This window comes from Streptomyces sp. NPDC051020, from assembly GCF_040683105.1.
In the GTDB taxonomy this organism is placed as follows: domain Bacteria; phylum Actinomycetota; class Actinomycetes; order Streptomycetales; family Streptomycetaceae; genus Streptomyces.
Genome location: NZ_JBFBCG010000017.1, coordinates 86770 through 107025, shown reverse-complemented (window position 1 = coordinate 107025; position 20256 = coordinate 86770). Strand labels below are relative to the sequence as shown.

Genomic DNA, 20256 nt, shown 5'->3' with positions numbered 1-20256 from the left:
CGTGTCTCTTGGCGGAAACACATGATCAAGCAGAGGCCGCTCAGCTGTCAGGCGAACGACAAACCCCACCAAGAAATGATCTTGGTGGGGTTTAAAGCCAAGCTAAGGCCTGTCGACGGCGCAGGCCGGATTCGCCGTGCTCCAGAACTGGTAGGCGTCGCGTCCGCAGTACGTCCTGAATTCACTCACGCCCAGTGACTGCAGCAGGCTGTGGATCGCGTCGAAGAACACGTGGTTGATCTCCGGGATCCACAGCACGCCGAAGACCGCGATCAGTCCGAACTGTGCGAACGGCTCGACCTGGCGGCGGATCCGGTACGACAACCAGGGCTCGATCACCCCGTACCCGTCCAGGCCGGGGACCGGCAGGAAGTTCAGGATCGCCGCGGTGACCTGAAGCAGTGCCAGGAACGCCAGCGCGTACCGGAACTCCCTCGGGACCCCGTCCAGGGCGTGCAGCCAGAACGGCGCCGTGCAGACGAGCGCGAACAGTACGTTCATCAGCGGGCCCGCCGCCGAAATCAGGCTGTGCTTCCCGCGGCCGCTGATCCGGCCCCGCTCGATGAAGACCGCGCCACCGGGCAGACCGAATCCACCCATGATCACGAACAGTACCGGCAGCACGATGCTCAGCAGCGCGTGCGTGTAGGCGAGCGGGTTGAGCGTGAGATAGCCCTTCTCCCCGATCGAGATGTCCCCGCTGTGCAGCGCGGTGCGGGCGTGCGCGTACTCGTGCAGACAGAGCGAGACGACCCACGCCGCCGTGACGAAGAGGAAGACCGCGAGCCCCGGGGGATACCCGGAGTCCGTCCACACCGCCCAGCCCGATACCGCCATGACGGCGACGATCCCGAGAAAGACCGGGCTGATCCGCCGGTCGCTCCGGGCTGCTGCAGTGGTCATCAGCGGACTCCAGGTGGCTGGGTGCGGGGAGTGCGTCGGGGCAGGCGCGAGCCCTGACCGTACCGGTGGCACGGAGGGAACGTCTCGCGCCGACGCCGTGGTTCCGGACGGGGTGGGGACACGGCGAGCAGGGCGCGCCCCACCTGGACTGCGCGCACCGCGGAGCGAGATCTCTCTTCGGACAGGGAGCAGTCAAGGAGAATAGGCGCGTGCGCTACAGCATCCTCGGCACCACACAGGCACTCCGTGACGACGGCACGGCCGTTGTCATCGGTGGGGCGCGGCTGCGCGCCCTGCTGACCGTTCTCGCGCTGCGCCCCGGCCGTGCCGTCCGGGCCACCGTGCTCGTCGACGAGGTGTGGGACGGCGATCCGCCCGCCGACGCGGTCGGTGCCCTGCAGGCGCTCGTCGGCCGGCTCCGCCGCGTCCTCGGCCATGAGGCGATCACTTCGGCGGAGAGCGGCTACCGGCTCGCCGCCGACCCGGACGCTGTCGACCTGCACCGCTTCGGGCGGCTTGCCGGGGACGGGACGCGCGCACTGGAGGAGGGCGATCCGGCGAAGGCCGTGACGGTCCTCGACGACGCCCTCGCACTCTGGCGCGGACCGGTTCTCGCCGATCTGCCGGACCGGGGCGCCGTCGCCGCCCGCTGGACGGCCCGCCGCCTGGACGCCCGCCGCGCCAGACTGACCGCAGCGCTGGCGCTGGGCCGGGCCGATGAGGTCCTGCCGGAGCTGGTCGCGCTCTGCGCGGACCACCCGATGGACGAACTCCTTCAGGCGCTGCGGCTGCGGGCGCTGCGGGACGCCGGACGCACGGCGCAGGCACTGGCGGCGTACGAGGAGGTGCGCACCGTGCTCGCCGACCGCCTCGGCGCCGACCCGGGCCCCGAACTGCGCGCATTGCACGCGGAGTTGCTCCATCAAGAGCCGGTGCGCAGACGGCCGAACCGGACGCCGGGACAGGAGCCGGCCCGCGCCACGGACCGGACGCCTGCCCCGGGCCGGGCGCGTGCGGAACCGGCCCGCACCCACACCCGCCACGCCCACGGCAACCTGCGCGCCAGGCTCACCAGTTTCGTCGGGCGCGAGGACGACATCGACGCCATCCGTGACGACCTCGCGCAGGCCCGGCTCGTTACCCTTCTCGGGCCCGGCGGCGCGGGCAAGACCCGGCTCTCCCAGGAGGCGGCCGAATCTGTCGCGCCCGCCTGGCCGGACGGTGTCTGGCTGGCCGAGCTCGCCCCCGTCGACGACCCGGAAACCGTGCCCGAAGCCGTACTGACCGCGCTGGGTGCCCGCGAGACCGTGCTGCGCGGCGCCGGCGCCGAAGAGCTCCGGGCCGCCGAGCGCGGCGCGGGCGACCCGCTCGTCCGGCTCACCGAGCACTGCTCTCGGCGCCGCATGCTCCTCCTTCTCGACAACTGCGAGCACGTCGTCGAGGCCGCCGCCGCGCTCGCCGACCATCTGCTCGCCCACTGTCCGGACCTCACCGTCCTGGCGACCAGCCGCGAACCCCTCGGCGTACCCGGCGAGTTCGTCCGTCCCGTCGGCCCGCTGCCCGACCCGGTGGCGCTGCGCCTGCTCGCCGACCGAGGCGCCGCCGCGAAGCCGGGGTTCCGGACCGACGCGGACGAGGAGACCGCGGCGGCCGCCGCGGAGATCTGCCGCCGGCTCGACGGACTGCCGCTCGCCATCGAACTCGCCGCCGCCCGGCTGCGCATGCTCAGCCCGCGCCAGATCGCCGACCGGCTCGACGACCGGTTCCGCCTGCTGACCAGCGGGGCCCGTACCGTGCTGCCGCGCCAGCAGACGCTGCGTGCCGTCGTCGACTGGTCCTGGGATCTTCTCGACCCGTCCGAACGCGCCGTCCTGCGCAGGCTGTCGGTCTTCGCAGGCGGCTGCACGCTCGCCGCGGCCGAAGCGGTCTGCGCGGACGGGCCGCAGGACGCGCGCGAGGTCGCCGGACTGCTCGGCTCACTCGTCGACAAGTCCCTCGTCGTCGCCGCACCCGCCGACGACGGCGAAATGCGCTACCGGTTGCTGGAGACCGTCGGCGAGTACGCCGCCGAGCGGCTCGACGAGGCCGGGGAGCGGGCCACCGTCGAGCGGCACCACCTGGTGCACTTCCGGGAACTGGCCCGTACCACCGACCCCGAACTCCGGGGCGCCGGACAGCGGGCCGCCATCGACCTCCTGCAGCGCGAGTACGAGAATCTGCGCACCGCGCTGCGCCACGCCGTCGCCACCCGCGACGAGCAGGAGGCGCTTTGCATGGTGCTCTCGCTCTCCTGGTACTGGCAGATGCGCGGCCTGCGGGCGGACGCCCTGCAGTGGGCGGACGCCGCCGCCGCGCTGGGCCCCGACCCCTTCACCTCACCCGCCGCTCCCGCACCGTCGATGCACGAACGCTGCACCGATGCGCCGCCGCCCATGTCGCCGGACCTGCTCCAGGAGGCCAGGCGCGGGGTGGCGCTGGTCCAGTTGGTCAGCATGGACCACGCCCTGGACGAATGGACCGACGAGGCGAGCATGGCGCGGCTCCGTGTCATCGCCGACACGTATCACCCGGGCCAGCCGCAGACCTGCCGCGCTCCGGCATCACTCTGGTTCTTCGCGGTCATGCTCACCGGGGACATGGGCGAGCTGCGCGAGCTGCTGGACGAGACGGTCCGCTCCTGCCGCGAGCTGGGCTACGACTGGGAACTGGCCGCCGCGCTCCAGATGCGTGCCAATGTGCTGGCCAACCGCCCCAGTTGGTCGGACGAGGCGCGCATCGACGCCGACGAGAGCCTGGAGATCTTCAGCCGGCTCGGCGACGACTGGGGCGCCGCCGAAGCACTTTCCTCGCGGGGCGAGGCGAACGAGCGGTGCGGCGAATACGCCTGCGCCGCCGAGGACTTCCTGGCCGCGATCGGCTATGCCGAGAAGCTCGGCGCGCAGTCCCAGGTGGCGGTGCTCCGTACCCGCTACGCCTCGGTCCTCGCCGAGCTCGACCGCGGCGCGGAGGGCGAGCGGATCCTGCGGGACGTGCTCTCCCAGGGACCACAGGCGGGCCACGAGGCGATGCCCACAGCCCGGCTCTTTCTCGCCATGTGGCTGGGCCGCTCCGGCCGGACGGCCGAGGCCCGCGAGCAGATGCTCGCTCTGCTTGACCACTTCCGCTCGGAGACCATGGCCATCTTCGAAGGCTTCGTGCTGGGAGCCATGGCCTGGCTGGACAATCAGGAGGGGCTGTACGCCGACGCGCTGGCCCGCGGCAGGACGGCGCTGGCCCGGTCCGGGGACCCGCTCTCGCAGATGGTCGCGCCGCAGCTGACCGTCATCCATCTCGTCACCGTGGCCAGGGCCCTGGCCGGACTCGGCGACGAACCGGCGGCCGGGCTCGCCGCACGGCTGCTGGGCGCGGGCTCGCGACTGCTGCCGGCCGGACATGTGCCGACGTCGATGGAGCGGGACAACCTGGCGCGGGCAAAAGCCCTGGCCTCGGCGGTCCTCGGCGAGGCCGCGTACGACTCCGCGTACGCCGAGGGCGACGGCCTCGCCCTGGAGGAGGCCGTCGCCCTGGTCGACGCGTACCGGGAGTGAACCGGAGGGGCGCGTCAGGTCCTCTTGCGGAACTTGGCGACCGCGAGCGGCGCCGTCACCAGGGTGATGGCCGCGGCCCAGCCGAGCGTCAGCCACACCGAGTGCGCCACCGGACCGCCGAGCATCAGCCCGCGCGCCGCGTCCGCGAGATTGGACAGCGGGTTGTAGTCGGTGAAGGCCTGGAGCCAGCCGGGCATCGTGGCCGGCGGGGCGAAGATCGATGAACCGAACTGCAGTGGCATCAGCACGAGGAACCCCATGGCCTGAACCGACTGGGACGTCTTGAGGGACAGCCCGAGCAGGATGAAGATCCACATGATGGCGGCGCCGAACACCGCCGACAGTGCGACCGCCTCCAGCAGACCGACCACCGAGGTCTTGATCTCCAGGCCGAGAGCGAAGCCCATGGCCAGCAGGATCACCGTGGCGACCATCATCCGGCCGAGCTCGACCACGATCTTTGCGATCAGCACCGAGGAACGGGCGATCGGCATGGTCCGGAACCGGTCCATGACGCCCTTGCGGAAGTCGTCATTGACACCGGTGCCGACCGCTGAGGCGATGTTCATGCCCATCATCGCCATCAGACCGGGGATCAGATAGTTGATGTACTCCTGCCGGCCGCCGCCCAGGCTCCCGCCGACCGAGCCGCCGAAGACGTACACGAACAGCAGCGTGAAGATGACCGGCATCAGGAGCGCGTCGAACATCGACTCCGGGTCCTGCTTGATCTGGAGCAGATTGCGCCGCACCAGCGCCCCGATGTGCCGCAGATTGCCGCGCAGTCCGATCCGGCCCTCGTCGGGGAGGACCTTCGCCGGTGCGGAGCCGGTCGGGGCGTCGGGTGTCAGAGTCGCCGTGCTCATGCCGCGACCTCCTCGGGAATCGTCTCGGTCACGGACGGCGTGGTCTTCTCGCCGGTGATGGCGAGGAATACCTCGTCCAGGCTGGGCAGCACGGTGGCGATGTGCGCGATGGAGAGACCGCGGTCGGCGAACAGGCCGATGACGGCGGTCAGTTGGTCGTCGCTGAGGATCGGTACGTACAACATGCCCTCGTCCGGGACGGCCTGTGAACCAGCCACCCCGTCGAGGCCGGCCTCGGCGAGCGCCCGGGCCATGGCGGGCAGCCGGCCCGGGTCCGTGGGCCGGACCTGCAGGGTGCGGCCGCCGACCTTCGCCTTGAGCTCGTCGACCCCGCCGCTGGCGATGATCCTGCCCTTGTCGATGACGGTGAGCTCGTTGGCGAGCTGCTCGGCCTCTTCCATGTACTGGGTGGTGAGCAGCACGGTCGCCCCTTCCGCGACCATCCGCCGCACCTCGTCCCAGACCTCGTTACGGGTCCGGGGGTCGAGCCCCGTCGTCGGCTCGTCCAGATACAGCACGGCCGGGCTGCCGATCATCGAGGCGGCCAGGTCGAGCCGGCGCCGCATGCCACCGGAGTAGTTCATCGCGGGCCGCTTGGCGGCTTCGGTGAGAGAGAACCGCTCCAGCAGCTCGTCGGCGCGGGCCCGCGCGGACGAGCGGGGCAGGTCGAGGAGGCGCCCGATCATGTAGAGGTTCTCCCAGCCGGAGAGCTTCTCGTCGACCGAGGCGTACTGGCCGGTCAGGCCGATGACGCGGCGCAGCTGTCGCGGCTGCTTCACCACGTCGTAGCCGGCCACGGTGGCGTGTCCGGCATCGGGAACGATCAGCGTGGACAGGCAGCGTACGAGGGTGGTCTTGCCGGCGCCGTTGGGGCCGAGCACACCGAGGACGGTGCCCTCGCGCACATCGAGGTCCACGCCGTCCAGCGCCTTGGTCGAGCCGTAGTGCTTGACCAGCCCCCGCACCTCGACGGCGTTGCCGCCGCTCCTGGGGTTCTTGTCGATTCGCGTCATGTCCACCATGGGACCAGCCGCCACCGACAGCCCACCGACATCCTGCCGACAGGGCCGCCTACAGAACGCCTGCAGCGGCCGGCGCACGCCGACAGCCCGCCGATGGGGGAAGTCGGCGGGCTGTCGTTGCGCGGGCAGTGGCCAGTGATCCCCCGGAGGGGACCGGTCATGTCCGGGGACCTCTCGTCCGGAAGGACCTAGTGGAAGGTGTGCTCCGGCTGCGGGAACGTGCCGCCGACGACCTCGTTTGCAAACTCCTTCGCCGCGTCACCGAGCACCTTGCGCATGTTCGCGTACTGCTTGGTGAAGCGCGGGACCTTGCCGCCGGTCAGCCCCACCATGTCGGTGTAGACCAACACCTGGGCGTCGGTGTCGGGACCGGCGCCGATGCCGACGGTCGGGATGTGCAGACTGCGGGTGATCTCGGCGGCGACCTCGGCCGGTACGAGCTCCAGGACGACGGCGAACGCCCCCGCGTCCTGCGCCGCCTTGGCGTCCCTGATCAGCCGGTGGGCGGCCTCGTCGCTGCGGCCCTGCACCCGGTAGCCCATGGTGTTCACGGACTGAGGGGTCAGACCGAGGTGCGACATGACCGGGATGCCGGCCGAGACGAGCAGCTCGGTCTGGGGGAGCGACCGCTCGCCGCCCTCCAGCTTGACCGCCCCGACGCCGGACTCCTTGACCAGCCGGGTGGCGTTGCGCAGGGCCTGGACGGGCCCTTCCTGGTACGCCCCGAAGGGCAGGTCGCCGACAATGAGGGCGCGCTTGGTGCCCCGTACGACGGCGGCGGAGAGGATGGCGATCTCGTCCATCGTGACGGGCACGGTGGTCTCGTAGCCGAGGTGACAGTTGCCCATGGAGTCGCCGACGAGCATGACCGGGATGCCGGCCTCGTCGAAGACGGACGCGGTCATCGCGTCGTAGGCGGTGAGCATGGGCCACTTCTCGCCGCGCTCGGTGGCGGCGGCGATGTCGTGGACGGTGATGCGGCGAGCGCTCTTGCCTCCGTACAGCGCCTTGCTGCTGTCGGTGGGGGCCCCCGCGGGGGTTGCGGGCTGGTTCTGCGCAGCCTGAAGCGTCATTGCCAACGGCTCCTTCGTCATCTCGAGGCGCCCTGACGGCGTCCCCGGATCCCGTCCATGGTGGCATCCCGCGCCGTCCACGGGAAGTGGGCACGACCGGGCAAAGACTTTCCAATACGAGACGGTCTCGTATCGAAATGGGATACGCTCGCCGCCATGTCGATACCCTCCGGCCCTCCGGCCGCCGTGCCCCGTGTTCCCGAGACGATCCATCGCCGCCGCTGGGTGATCCTCACCGTTCTGATGTTCAGTCTGCTCATCGTGGTGCTGGACAACTCGATCCTGAACGTCGCGGTCAAGACCATCGCGAGCCCGTCGCCCACCGGGCTCGGAGCCACCCAGAGCGAGCTGGAGTGGGCGATCAACTCGTACACGCTGGTCTTCGCCGGACTCCTCTTCACCGCCGGTCTGCTCGGCGACCGCATCGGCCGCAAGAAGGTCCTGCTCTTCGGCATCCTGCTGTTCGGCATCGGCTCGGCGCTCGCCGCGATGTCCGGTTCGCCCGGCGAACTCATCACCTGGCGCGCCGTGATGGGCTTCGGCGCCGCGTTCGTGATGCCCGCCACACTCGCGATCCTGATGAACGTCTTCGAGCGCGACGAGCAGCCCAAGGCGATCGGCATCTGGGCCGCCAGCGTCGGCCTGGGCATCGCCATCGGCCCGATCACCGGCGGACTGCTGCTCGAACACTTCTGGTGGGGCTCGATCTTCCTGGTCAACGTGCCCGTCGTCGTCATCGCGCTGATCGCGATGGCGGTGCTGGTGCCGGACTCCCGGGACCCGAAGCCGGGCCGGATCGACCCGCTCGGGGTCCTCCTCTCCATCGTCGGTCTGGTCCTGCTGGTGTTCGGCATCATCCGCGGCGGCGAACTCGCCGACTTCGGCGACGCCGTCGTGCTCCTCTCGATCTTCGGCGGTCTCGTCGTCCTGGCCGGATTCGTCTGGCACGAGAAGCGCAGCAGCCACCCGGCCATCGACATCACGTACTTCAAGAACGGCGCGTTCTCCGCCGCCGTCGCCGCTGTGGCGCTGGTCTTCTTCGCGCTGATGGGCGTGACCTTCTTCTCCGCCTTCTACCTGCAGAGCGTGCGCGGCTACAGCGCCCTGCAGTCCGGACTCCTGATCGTGCCGCTGGCCGCCGCGCAGATGATCTTCGCGCCGCGCGCCCGGCTGGTCGTCGAGCGGTTCGGCTCCCGTGCGGTGTGCACGGCCGGCATGCTGCTGGTCGCGGTCGGACTGTCGGCGTTCGCACTCTTCGACGCCACCACACCCATCTGGGTGATGTGTCTGGTCTTCTTCGTTCAGGGCACCGGCATGGCTCATGTCATGCCGCCCGTCACCGTCGCCGTGATGCAGGCGCTGCCGCGCGAGAAGGCCGGTTCCGGATCGGCCATCAACAACACGTTCCGGCAGGTCGGCGGAGCGCTCGGGATCGCCGTCCTGGGCTCGGTGCTGTCCACCGTCTACCGCGGTGACATCGAGGGCCACCTCGGTACGCTCCCGGCCGCGGCCAGGGACGCGGCGGGGGAGTCGATCGAGGCGACCCTCGGCATCGCGGAGAAGCTCGGTCCGGCGGGCGCTCCGCTGGTCGGCGCGGCCAACGACGCGTTTGTCAGCGCCATGCACGTCACCGCCCTCGGCTCCGCGTGCGTCGCCCTGATCGGTGCGCTCGTGGTCGGAATCTTCCTGCCGGGCAAGCCGCCCGCCGGGCAGCGGTCCGGACAGGGCGACGACGACCGGGCCGTGCCTGTGGGCGCGCGCCGATGACGCCATGACGGCCACGGGTCCGGACGGCTGAAAAGCCCCGCCCCGGTCACCCCGGTCACCCCGGACAGACCGGGCCGGCCGGGGCAGGGAGCAGGACACCGCCCCGGTCGGTGAGAATCGGGACAGGAACCCGGACGGGCGCGGCGAAGAGGTGGAGCCAGGTGCAGGTGCAGGCGCAGGACGAGGACCGGGAACCGCGGCGCGGCCGACCGCGCAGTGCGGCGGCGGAGCGGGCGATCCTGGACGCCGTCGTCGAGCTCCTGGAGGCCGGCGAACCGCTCGCCGGGCTGTCCATCGAGCGCATCGCCCGGACCGCAGGCGTCGGCAAGGCCACCATCTACCGGCGCTGGAGCGGCAAGGAAGAGCTCTTCGTCGATGTGCTGCGCGCCATCGAACCCCCGGAACCGAAGATCTCCGGCACCGCCGGGCTCAGCGACCTCCGCGTGATGCTGGAGTCGCTGCGCAGGCGCGGACTCGCCCAGCGCTCCTCGGCCCTCCTCCACAACGTCTTCGCGCAGATGAAGAGCCACCCCAAGCTGTGGGCCGAGTACCAGTGCACGGTGATAGCACCGCGGCGGGTCGCGATGGTGGCGGCCGTGCGGCGGGCGGTCGAAGCGGGCGAACTCCGGGCGGACCTGGACGTGGAGCTGATGGACGACCTGTTCGTCGGTCCCATGCTCGTACGGACCGTTCACCGGCCCGACGCGCCACTCCCGGAGGACCTCGCCGACCGGATCATCCGGACGCTGGTCGAGGGCCTGGCGCCGCGCCCGGCTCCCGACACCACCCCGGTCCCCGCCCGGGCAACCGCCCCCGCCACCCTTCTGTCCGGCAAAAGCGCAGGCCAGGCATGACACGCCCGGCTCTGCCCGAGTGTCAGCGTTGTGTCACAACGCTCACAAGATCGCTCAGGCCGGAACTCGCCGGACCGCGTCCTTCGTCCTCGTGACAGTACGGCCGTCGTGGGCGGCAGGAAAGGCGTTGCTCATCGCCTAGGGTCGGGGAGCGCGGCGATGGGTACGGCGAAGCAGTGAGGACGGCGCAATGGTGCAGGAGTACAGGGCGGACACCGGGAACGGCAGCGCGGGACCGCAGCGCACCGAGTCCCGCTTCCGGCACCTGCGCGACAGATGGACGAGTGGCAAGGGGATGTGGCGGCGCGGCATCGTCCTTGCCGCCTGCGCGGTGCTCCTCACCCTCGTGATGGCGTTCCATGCGGAGATCCCGAACACCATCGGCAACCTCGGCAGCCTCAGCGAGACGTTCCTGCCGTGGTTCGGCGTGTTCGTCCCGCTGCTGCTGATCCTGGGCCTGGTGCGTCGCTCGGCGACCGCGCTGATCGCCCTGCTGCTGCCGGTCATGGTCTGGCTCAACCTCTTCGGCGGGCTGCTCACCGACAAGTCGGGCAGCGGCGGCGACCTCACCGTGGCCACCCACAACGTCAACGCCGACAACCCCGACCCCACGGGCACCGCCCGGAAGGTCGCGGGCTCCGGTGCCGACATCATCGCCCTGCAGGAGCTGCCGAGCGGCCAGGTGTCCACGTACGAGGCGGCGCTCGCCGACCGCTTCCCGTACCACTCGGTGCAGGGGACCGTCGGCCTGTGGAGCAAGTACCCGATGAGCAACACCCGGCCGGTCGACATCAAGATGGGCTGGACCCGGGCGATGCGTTCCACGGTGACGACGCCCAAGGGTGAGGTCGCCGTCTATGTGGCCCATATGCCGTCCGTACGGGTCAAGCTGCACGCCGGATTCACCGCCAACCAGCGCGACGACAGCGCGGACGCCCTGGGCGAGGCCATCGCCGACGAACGCCTCGGCAAGGTGATCCTGCTCGGTGACCTCAACGGCACGATGAACGACCGCTCGCTCAATGAGGTCACCTCGCAGATGAGGTCCACCCAGGGCGCGGCCGGCGACGGTTTCGGCTTCAGTTGGCCGGCGTCGTCCCCGATGGCCCGGATCGACCAGATCATGGTGAAGGGCGTCGAGCCGAAGTCGTCGTGGACGCTCCCGGCGACGGACAGCGACCACCTCCCGATCGCCGCCCGCGTCGAACTCTGAGATCTGCCCGGTCGGGGGCTTGTGCGGGGCACACATAGTGTGAAGGGGCCTGGAGATCGCGGATATTACTGCCCCTCATGTCCATAAATGCTGCGCTCATCGAGTGGAGCTTCTCTGTCGTCGAACGGCCTGCGAATCAGCTGAGCAAGTACTTCTACGCTCACCTGTTTCACCACAACCCTGGCGTCCGCCACATGTTCCCGGAGCAGATGGACGAGCAGCAGGACCGGCTCTTCGCCGCGCTCACTGCGGCAGCCATGAACACCGCCGACCCCGAAGCCCTCGTGGCGTACCTGCGCCCCCTCGGCTTCGACCACCGCACGTTCGATACCCGTCCCGAGCACTACCCGGCCGTGGGCGCCAGCCTCATCGCGGCGCTGAAGGTGTTTGCCGGCGACGCCTGGACGCAGGAGGTCGAGGAGGCGTGGGTCGCGGCCTACGGCCTCATCTCGCAAGTGATGATCGCTGCGGCCGAAGAGGTCCCCGAGTCGACGCCCCGCTGGTGGGACGCGGAGGTCGTCCACCACGAGCTGCGCACCGATGACATCGCGGTTCTCACGGTGCGCCCGCACCTTCCCTATCCCTTCGAGGCCGGTCAGCACGCCGCGCTGACCGTGCCCGAGGTGCCCCAGGTCTGGCGCCCGTACTCGATCGCCAATGCTCCGCGCATCGACGGCACCCTGGAATTCCATGTGCGCCGCATCGAGCGCGGCCGACTGAGCACCGCACTGGTGGACCGGGTCCGCTCCGGAGGCAGCGTCCGTCTCGGCCCCGCGACCGGCAGCATGACCCTGCCGCTCGATTCCGGTCACGGTCTGCTGTGCGTGGCCGGGGGTACCGGCTGGGCGCCGGTGAAGGCGATCATCAAGGCGGCCGGGGCCCTGCCCCGGCCGGGCGAAGTGAGGCTCATCCTCGGCGCCCGCAGCGAGCGCGATGTCTACGACCTCGACGGCCTGGAGCGGCTGGCCAAGACGTACGACTGGCTGGACGTCACAGCGGCGCTGCCACCGGAGGGCGGGGAACCGGAGGACGCCGACGCCGAACTGCTGCGACAGGTCGGTGAGTACGCCCGTAACCGACCCAGCCGCCAGGTCTACGTCAGCGGACCCTCGGGCATGGTGCGCGCTGTCGAGAAGCAGCTCGGGGCGCTCGGCCTCGGTCCTGACCACATACGCCGCGACGCCTACATCCACCAGCACGGCACCGACGAGCCCACGTCCCCGGCGGAGTGGTTCCTGAGCAAGCGCGACATCCCATGGATTCACTCCCGGTAGACACGTGAGGGATGTCGCCGCTCACCCCGACTCGCGCCACCGATTGGTGATCGGCAGCCGCCGGTCCTTGCCGAAGCCCTTCGGGGAGATCTTCGTGCCCGGCGGGTACTGCCGCCGCTTGTACTCCGCGGTGTCCACCATCCGCAGCGTCCTCGTCACCAGCGTCTCGTCGAACCCGGCCGCCACGATCGACTCCAGCCCCAGGTCCTGGTCGACGTACAGCTCCAGGATCCGGTCCAGCACGTCGTAGTCGGGCAGCGAGTCCGTGTCGACCTGGTCGGGCCGCAGCTCGGCGCTGGGCGGCTTGGTGATGGACGCCTCCGGGATCGGCGGGGTCTGGCCGCGTTCCTCCGCGGCCCGGTTGCGCCACTTCGTCAGCCGGAAGATCGACGTCTTGTAGACGTCCTTGATCGGCCCGTACGCGCCGACGGAGTCCCCGTACAGCGTCGAGTAGCCGACCGCCAGCTCCGACTTGTTGCCCGGGGCGAGGACGATCTGGCCCTCCTGGTTGGAGACGGCCATCAGCATCGTGCCGCGCAGTCGCGACTGGAGGTTCTCCTCGGCGAGACCGGTGAGCCCCAGCGACTTCATGTACGCGTCGAACATCGGCTCGATCGATACGGTGCGGAAGTTCAGCCCGGTACGGCGCGCCAGCTCCGCCGCGTCGCCCTTGGAGTGGTCCGAGGAGTACTTCGAGGGCATCGAGATGCCGTACACGTTCTGCGCGCCCAGCGCATCGCACGCGATGGCCGCGACGAGCGCCGAGTCGATCCCGCCGGACAGCCCGATCAGTGCACTGCTGAAGCCGTTCTTGGCGGCGTACGCACGCAGGCCCACGACCAGCGCGGAGTACAGCTCCTCGTCGTCGTCGAGCCGCTCGGCGTAGCCGCCGGTCAGCTCCGCCTCGTAGGCGGGGAGGAGCTCGTCGGAGAGGACCACGTGGTCGATCCGCAGTCCGTCGTTCACCACCCCTGACGGCGCCTCGGGCGCCGCGGCGGGCAGCTCCAGGTCGAGGACGACGCAGCCCTCGGCGAACTGCGGGGCACGGGCGATCACGTCGCCGTCCTTGTCGACGACGATCGAGTCGCCGTCGAAGACCAGCTCGTCCTGCCCGCCGATCATCGCCAGATAGGCGGTGGTGCAGCCGGCCTCCTGTGCCCGCTTGCGGACCAGTTCCAGCCGGGTGTCGTCCTTGTCCCGCTCGTACGGCGAGGCATTGATCGACAGCAGCAGCCCGGCCCCGGCGGCGCGCGCGGCAGGCACCCGGCCGCCGTCCTGCCAGAGGTCCTCGCAGATCGCGAGCGCCACATCGACCCCGTGGACCCGTACGACGGGCATCGAATCGCCCGGCACGAAGTACCGGTACTCGTCGAAGACCCCGTAGTTGGGCAGGTGGTGCTTGGCGAAGGACAGCGCGACCCGCCCACGGTGCAGCACCGCGGCGGCGTTCTGCGGAGAGCCGGCAGGCTGGCCGTAGCGCGGCTGGGCCTTCTCGGAACGGTTGAGGTAGCCGACGACGACCGGCAGCTCCCCGAAGCCCTCCGCGTCGAGGCGGGCGGCGAGCGCAACCAGCGCGTTCCGCGACGCCTCGACGAAGGACGACCGCAGGGCCAGGTCCTCGACGGGGTAACCGGTCAGCACCATCTCGGGAAACGCCACCAGATGGGCGCCCTGTTCGGCGGAGTGCCGGGTCCAGTGGACGATCGCCTCGGCGTTGCCGACGAGGTCACCGACGGTCGAGTCGATCTGATTCAGAGCGAGGCGTAGTTGAGGCACGCGCCTCAGTGTAATCGTCTTTCTGACGCGATATCCTGGCGGGCCGCACTTTCGCTGCCGCGGCCGACGCGGCCCGCCAGGACCGGGTCAGCGGCGGTAGCCGAGGACCGTCATCATGTTCATGTTCGAGTGGTAGACGTTGTGGCAGTGGAGCATCCACAGCCCCGGGTTGTTCGCGTCGAACTCCACGGCCACCGACCTGTTGGGCAGAACGATCGCGGTGTCCTTGCGCGCCCCGGGAGCCCTGCCCAGTACCGAGCGCGGTCCCGCACGTCCCGCGAGGCCGAACGTGTGCCCGTGCAGATGGATCGGGTGCCACATCTCCGTGATGTTGTAGAACTCCAGCCGGACCCGCTCTCCCGGCCTGACCCCATGGCGCCGGGCGGGGTCGTACTTCTGGTGGTCGAAGCCCCAGTCGAACGCCCTCATGCCGCCGGTCATCTTGATCCGGATCGTCCGGTCGGGCTTGCGGGTGGCCAGCGCCACCGACTCGTCCGCTTTCAGCTCGAAGGCCGACACCAGCTGCCCGGTCAGCTCCTCGGGCAGCACGGAGGCGGCCGGCGCCGCGCCGCCGCCGGTACGGAGCAGGGCCAGCGCCGACGCCCTCTTGCCCTCGGCGACCGCCGTCAGCGGGAACACCCCGTCCCGGGCGGTGACCAGCACGTCGTACCGCTCGCCCATGCCCAGCAGCAGTGCGTCCGTGGTGGTGTGTCGGACCGGGAAGCCGTCCGCGTGGGTGATGGTCATCCGGTGGCCGCCGAGCGCGACGCGGAACGGGGTGTCGCCGCCCGCGTTGATGATGCGCACCCGGATCCGGTCGCCGGGCTTCGCGGTGAACGTGGTCGGGTCCTTCGGGACGCGGCCGTTGATCAGGTAGTACGGGTAGTCGACATCGCCCGCGTCACCGCCGAGCAGTTCGCTCGGGGCGCTCCTCAGCACCCGCGAGGGCCCGGACCCGGAGCGGGGCTTGTCATCGGCCCCAGAAGAGCCGTGTTCCATGCCACCCATGCCGTGGCTGAGCTCGGCCAGCACTTCCTCCGGAGTGGAACCCTCCACTCCGTCGACCCAGTCGTCGAGCACGACGACCCACTCCTTGTCGTACGACAGGGGCTCCTTCGGATCATCGATGATCAGTGGTGCGTACAGACCGCGGTCCTGCTGGACACCCTGGTGCGGATGGAACCAGTACGTCCCCGACTGCGACACCGCGAATCGGTACGTGAACTCCGCGCTCCGTTTGACGGCCGACTGGGTCAGCTCGGGAACACCGTCCATGTCGTTGCGCACATGGAGGCCGTGCCAGTGCACGGTGGTCGACGTCGGCAGGTGGTTCGCGAGGGTGACTGCCAGGGTGTCGCCCGCGGTGATCCGGACTTCCTTGCCGGGCAGCCGGTCCCCGAAGGACCAGGAGTTCACGGTGAGCCCGCCGCCCAGATCGAGGCGGCCTGGGGTGGCGGTGAGGTTGATCTTCCGTACGGGGCCGGAGCCTCGCTTCGCCTCGACCGCCGCGACCTCCGCATCGCCGGGAGAGATGTACTCTCCGCGGCTCCCCGACGCGGGCGACGGGCTGTGGTTCATGGCGTCGTGATGTGTGGGGCCAGGGTTCGCGGCGTGCCGTTGCGGGTCCGTACCACTGGAACAGGCGGCCAGAACTCCCGTGCCGGCCATGGCGATTCCGGCGCCGAGCACGGCGCGTCGAGTGGGTTGAGTGGGCATGGCTGGAACACCTCTGATGCTGTCGGCGTGGGCTGAAGGAGGGATGCGGAGCGACCCGCTCCCTATATCCGAAGCACCGACAACCGGGCGGGAACCCTCGTCGCGGGCGAGGGGCCGGACCGCAGCGCACGCGACAACAGCGCCCCGGCGGCCACGAGGAGATGCTCCGCGGTCCGGAGCGCCATCAGCCGGCCGGCGAGCAGGGCGAGACCCCAGGCGCCCAGCACGGCGAGACAGACTGCCATCGGGTCCGTGCTGTCGCCCCTCGGCAGGGGCGGGGCGGAGGAGTGCTCCACCGAGGGCTCCGTCATGGCGCTCGCCGGGTGTATCCCCTGAGCTCCCTGGTCCCGCACGTGGCCTGTCGTCACCACAGCCTCATGGCCGCTGTGTTCCGCCGGATGCCCGACGGTGTGCATGGTGAAGATCCCGAACAGCAGCGCGGCAAACAGCAACAGCTGTCCGTACGTCGCACTCTGTTTCGGGCCCATGTCACGGACCCTACCCCCGCTGGGTATACCTCGCACGCGGGCCCGGCACCCCCCGTTGTCAGGGGTGCCGGGCCCGCAGTGGCGCGCTGCCGAACGCCGGTCAGCCGCGGGCGTAGACCTTCTCCGCCCAGGCGGCGATCTGGTCCTCGGAAAGGTGCCGGGCGAGGTCGGCCTCGCTGATCATGCCGATCAGCACCTTGTTCTCGACCACCGGGAGCCGGCGGATCCGGTGGCTCTGCATCTCCTCCAGAACCTCGTTCACCTCTGCGTTCGCATCGATCCAGCGCGGCGTTCCCTGGGCGAGTTCGCCCGCGGTCACCTTCGACGGATCGTGGCCCATCGCCACACAGCCGACCACGATGTCGCGGTCCGTGAGGATGCCGACCATCCGGTCCTTCTCGCCGCTGGCCGAGATCGGCAGTGCACCGACGTTGTGTTCGCGCATCATCTGGGCGGCGCGGTCGAGCGTCTCGTGCGCGGGGATCCAGTGGGCCCCGGTGTGCATGATGTCCTTGGCGGTGGTCATGAGGAATTCCTCCTGGTGCCGATGGGCACTACGGTCCGACCCCGAGCGAACCCATCGTCATGGGCCCGTTCGGGGCGCGCGACCGCTATCACCCATTCGGGTGCATCCATGCCGCTTCGCGACCGGCGGAATGCCTCAGGACCTGGGCTTCGCCCCGCGCGCCGCCAGCATCTGCGCCATCGCGTCCAGCTCGGACTGCTGAGCCTCGACCATGCCCCGGGCGAGCCGCTTCTCCGCCTTCACCGTGCAGAGCTCGGCGCAGCCGCGCGCCATGGCGACGCCACCCTTGTGGTGGTCGGTCATCAGTTGCAGGAACAGGATCTCGGCCTGCTTGCCGCTCGCCTTCCTGAGCCGGTCGAGTTCGGTCCGGGTGGCCATGCCGGGCATGAGGGCGCCGTCATGCGCGGTGAAGGCGCCGTCCGACCCGCCCGCGTCCCCCATGCCGTCCATGCCGTCCATGCCGTGATCACCGTGCGCGCCGTGTCCACCGTGGGGCGTCATCCACCCCATCGGCTCCTGCCCGGCGGCCACCTTCGGCAACTCCCACAGATCCAGCCAGCCGAGCAGCATGCCCCGCTGATTGGCCTGGGTATTGGCGATGTCGTACGCGAAACGGCGTACCTCCTCGTCCTGCGTACGGTCACGCACGATGAAGGACATCTCCACGGCCTGCTGATGGTGGACCGCCATGTCGCGGGCGAACCCTGCGTCGGCCGAGTCCGGGCCGGGCACCCGGACGGCCGCGGCGGCCGCTCCGGGCTGCTTCGCGTCCGCCGTGTCGTCCCGCGCCGAGGCGACCGTCGCCATCCCCGCGAGGAACAGCGCGAGGGCGACGGCGGAACCGGCCACCCACTGTTTCGTACCGGTCACTGGGACCCCAGCCCGCCCGTACACGCCGCACCCGGCTCCGGGGTCTGTTCCCCCTGCACGAACTTGGCGAAGAACCGGCCGACCCGCGGGTCATCGGCGCTGTCCACGGTGACCTGCTTGCCCCAGGCACTCAGCATGATCGTGCCGGCCTGGTCCTGGTACGGGCTCATCAGCGAGTACGGCGTCTTCCCGACCAGGGCCGCGAGCTCGGCCACGTCGGCGGCCGACGCCTTGTCCGTGTACGTCACCCACACCGACCCGTGCTCCAGCGAGTGCACGGCGTTCATGTCGGGGATCGCCTTCTTGTATACCTCGCCGTCGCAATTCATCCAGACGGGGCTGTGGTCACCGCCGACCGGAGGCTTCATCGGGTACGTGACCGCCTTGGTGACGTGGTTGCGGGTCAGCTTCTTCGCGTCCCACGTCTTGAGCCCTTCGATCGGCTCGGCGGCCAGCACCTTCTTCTCCGCCGCGGACGGCGTCGCTTCATCGGTCGCGGCGGCGTTCGTCTTGTCCGCAGCCTCGGACCTGTCCAGCAGCGCGTAGGAACCGAAAGCGACCAGACCAGCGACGACAAGGGCGCTCAGCCCTATGGCGAGGGCGCGGTTGCGACGGTCGCGTGCACCGTCGGTGGTGCGCATCTGCTCTATGCGGGTCCTGCGGTCGAAGCTCATGTCGTCTGGTCCTTCGGTCCTTCTGCGAATGGGCGGGGAGGGACAGGAACGGATCGGGAATCCGGCGCGCGCGGGGCAGCTGAGACGCCGCTCCACCCCTGGGGCCTCTCCTTCGAAGGCCCGCACACCATGGCCGCCGATCGTAGTGGGTGGCCGAGTGCTCCATCTCACGTCGAGTGCGTAATCTGGGTGAAATCCCGGGTCGTGATACTGGAGCTTCTCCCTATCCCGGGCGGTGGTGCACAGACCGTCTGAACTGCAAGGATGTGGCTATGGACAAGCAGCAGGAATTCGTCCTCAGGACACTTGAGGAGCGCGACATCCGCTTTGTGCGCCTGTGGTTCACCGATGTGCTCGGGTATCTCAAGTCCGTTGCCGTGGCCCCTGCCGAACTGGAACAGGCGTTTGACGAGGGAATCGGCTTCGACGGGTCGGCCATCGAGGGCTTCGCCCGGGTGTACGAGTCCGACATGATCGCCAAGCCGGATCCGGGCACCTTCCAGATCCTGCCCTGGCGTGCGGAGGCCCCCGGCACCGCGCGCATGTTCTGCGACATCCTGATGCCCGACGGTTCGCCGTCCTTCGCCGACCCGCGCTATGTGCTCAAGCGCATCCTTGCCAAGACCTCCGACCTGGGTTTCACCTTCTACACCCACCCGGAGATCGAGTTCTTCCTGCTGAAGAACAAGCCGGTCGACGGCAGCCGCCCGACCCCCGCCGACAGCTCCGGCTACTTCGACCACACCCCGCAGAACGTCGGCATGGACTTCCGTCGCCAGGCGATCACCATGCTCGAGTCCATGGGCATCTCCGTCGAGTTCAGCCACCACGAGGGCGCCCCCGGCCAGCAGGAGATCGACCTGCGGTACGCGGACGCGCTCTCGACCGCCGACAACATCATGACCTTCCGTCTCGTCATGAAGCAGGTGGCGCTGGAGCAGGGCGTGCAGGCGACGTTCATGCCGAAGCCCTTCTCGGAGCACCCCGGCTCCGGCATGCACACCCACCTCTCCCTCTTCGAGGGCGACCGCAACGCGTTCTACGAGTCGGGCGCCGAGTACCAGCTCTCCAAGGTCGGTCGCTCCTTCATCGCGGGCCTGTTGAAGCACGCCGCGGAGATCTCCGCCGTGACGAACCAGTGGGTCAACTCGTACAAGCGCATCTGGGGAGGATCCTCGCGCGCCGCGGGCGCCGGCGGCGAAGCGCCCTCGTACATCTGCTGGGGCCACAACAACCGTTCCGCGCTGATCCGCGTCCCGATGTACAAGCCCGGCAAGACCGGTTCGGCCCGTGTCGAGGTCCGTTCCATCGACTCCGGCGCCAACCCCTATCTGACGTACGCGGTGCTGCTCGCCGCGGGCCTCAAGGGCATCCAGGAGGGGTACGAACTCCCGGCAGGCGCCGACGACGACGTGTGGGCGCTGTCCGACGCCGAGCGCCGCGCGATGGGCATCGAGCCGCTGCCGCAGAACCTCGGCGAGGCGATCTCGCTGATGGAGAAGAGCGAACTGGTCGCCGAGACGCTCGGCGAGCATGTCTTCGACTTCTTCCTGCGCAACAAGAAGCAGGAGTGGGAGGAGTACCGCTCCGAGGTCACGGCCTTCGAGCTGAAGGCACTGCTGCCGGTGCTGTAACCACAGGCCGGCG

At 69.9% G+C, this 20256-nt stretch carries 16 protein-coding genes; 6 read left to right on the top strand and 10 right to left on the bottom strand.

What is annotated here, in order from left to right:
• Positions 1–102 precede the first annotated feature (102 nt).
• Entirely contained in the window at positions 103–903 is an 801-nt protein-coding gene (locus AB0N06_RS12325) for a site-2 protease family protein (protein WP_366134603.1), read from the bottom strand.
• A gap of 209 nt (positions 904–1112) precedes the next feature.
• Here AB0N06_RS12325 and AB0N06_RS12320 point away from each other — a divergent pair, with 209 nt between their 5' ends.
• Positions 1113–4490: a BTAD domain-containing putative transcriptional regulator gene (locus AB0N06_RS12320; RefSeq protein WP_366134602.1), complete on the top strand. Its 3378-nt coding sequence runs from the start codon at positions 1113–1115 to the stop codon at positions 4488–4490.
• 14 nt (positions 4491–4504) lie between these two features.
• Here the strand turns inward: AB0N06_RS12320 and AB0N06_RS12315 are convergent, their stop codons facing one another.
• The 3 genes from AB0N06_RS12315 to panB all read right to left on the bottom strand — a co-directional run bounded on the left by AB0N06_RS12315 (position 4505) and on the right by panB (position 7451).
• The gene (locus AB0N06_RS12315; RefSeq protein WP_366134601.1) at positions 4505–5356 is read right to left on the bottom strand and encodes an ABC transporter permease; all 852 of its coding nucleotides are present in this window, start codon (positions 5354–5356) and stop codon (positions 4505–4507) included.
• Positions 5353–6378, bottom strand: a complete 1026-nt coding sequence (locus AB0N06_RS12310) for an ATP-binding cassette domain-containing protein (RefSeq protein WP_366134600.1) — start codon at positions 6376–6378, stop codon at positions 5353–5355. The genes AB0N06_RS12315 and AB0N06_RS12310 overlap by 4 nt, the downstream gene beginning before the upstream one ends.
• 188 nt (positions 6379–6566) lie before the next feature.
• Complete coding sequence (panB, locus tag AB0N06_RS12305) at positions 6567–7451, bottom strand: 3-methyl-2-oxobutanoate hydroxymethyltransferase (RefSeq protein ID WP_366134599.1); 885 nt, start codon at positions 7449–7451, stop codon at positions 6567–6569.
• A 156-nt stretch (positions 7452–7607) separates the two neighbouring features.
• Here panB and AB0N06_RS12300 point away from each other — a divergent pair, with 156 nt between their 5' ends.
• The 4 genes from AB0N06_RS12300 (at position 7608) to AB0N06_RS12285 (ending at position 12559) form a co-directional block, all read left to right on the top strand.
• On the top strand, positions 7608–9218 hold the full coding sequence (locus AB0N06_RS12300; RefSeq protein WP_366134598.1) for an MFS transporter: 1611 nt from the start codon (positions 7608–7610) through the stop codon (positions 9216–9218).
• Between the two features lie 161 nt (positions 9219–9379).
• On the top strand, positions 9380–10072 hold the full coding sequence (locus tag AB0N06_RS12295) for a TetR/AcrR family transcriptional regulator (protein ID WP_366134597.1): 693 nt from the start codon (positions 9380–9382) through the stop codon (positions 10070–10072).
• Positions 10073–10262: 190 nt separating this feature from the next.
• Positions 10263–11285, top strand: a complete 1023-nt coding sequence (locus AB0N06_RS12290) for an endonuclease/exonuclease/phosphatase family protein (protein ID WP_366134596.1) — start codon at positions 10263–10265, stop codon at positions 11283–11285.
• A gap of 77 nt (positions 11286–11362) precedes the next feature.
• Complete coding sequence (locus AB0N06_RS12285) at positions 11363–12559, top strand: globin domain-containing protein (protein ID WP_366134595.1); 1197 nt, start codon at positions 11363–11365, stop codon at positions 12557–12559.
• Positions 12560–12580: 21 nt separating this feature from the next.
• Here the strand turns inward: AB0N06_RS12285 and AB0N06_RS12280 are convergent, their stop codons facing one another.
• The 6 genes from AB0N06_RS12280 to AB0N06_RS12255 form a co-directional block, all read right to left on the bottom strand.
• The gene (locus tag AB0N06_RS12280; protein ID WP_366134594.1) at positions 12581–14335 is read right to left on the bottom strand and encodes an NAD+ synthase; all 1755 of its coding nucleotides are present in this window, start codon (positions 14333–14335) and stop codon (positions 12581–12583) included.
• A gap of 87 nt (positions 14336–14422) precedes the next feature.
• The gene (locus AB0N06_RS12275) at positions 14423–16051 is read right to left on the bottom strand and encodes a multicopper oxidase family protein (protein ID WP_366134593.1); all 1629 of its coding nucleotides are present in this window, start codon (positions 16049–16051) and stop codon (positions 14423–14425) included.
• Between the two features lie 62 nt (positions 16052–16113).
• Positions 16114–16539: a hypothetical protein gene (locus AB0N06_RS12270; RefSeq protein WP_366134592.1), complete on the bottom strand. Its 426-nt coding sequence runs from the start codon at positions 16537–16539 to the stop codon at positions 16114–16116.
• A gap of 100 nt (positions 16540–16639) precedes the next feature.
• A complete protein-coding gene (locus tag AB0N06_RS12265) occupies positions 16640–17065 on the bottom strand; it encodes a CBS domain-containing protein (protein WP_366134591.1) in 426 nt (141 codons plus the stop codon).
• 135 nt (positions 17066–17200) lie between these two features.
• Positions 17201–17872 carry a DUF305 domain-containing protein gene (locus AB0N06_RS12260; protein WP_366134610.1) on the bottom strand — a complete coding sequence of 224 codons (672 nt, stop codon included), beginning with the start codon at positions 17870–17872 and terminating at the stop codon, positions 17201–17203.
• A gap of 59 nt (positions 17873–17931) precedes the next feature.
• Positions 17932–18609 carry a DUF3105 domain-containing protein gene (locus AB0N06_RS12255; RefSeq protein ID WP_366134590.1) on the bottom strand — a complete coding sequence of 226 codons (678 nt, stop codon included), beginning with the start codon at positions 18607–18609 and terminating at the stop codon, positions 17932–17934.
• A gap of 272 nt (positions 18610–18881) precedes the next feature.
• Between AB0N06_RS12255 and glnA the strand changes: the two genes are divergently transcribed.
• Positions 18882–20243, top strand: a complete 1362-nt coding sequence (gene glnA, locus AB0N06_RS12250) for a type I glutamate--ammonia ligase (protein ID WP_358858499.1) — start codon at positions 18882–18884, stop codon at positions 20241–20243.
• Positions 20244–20256 lie beyond the last annotated feature (13 nt).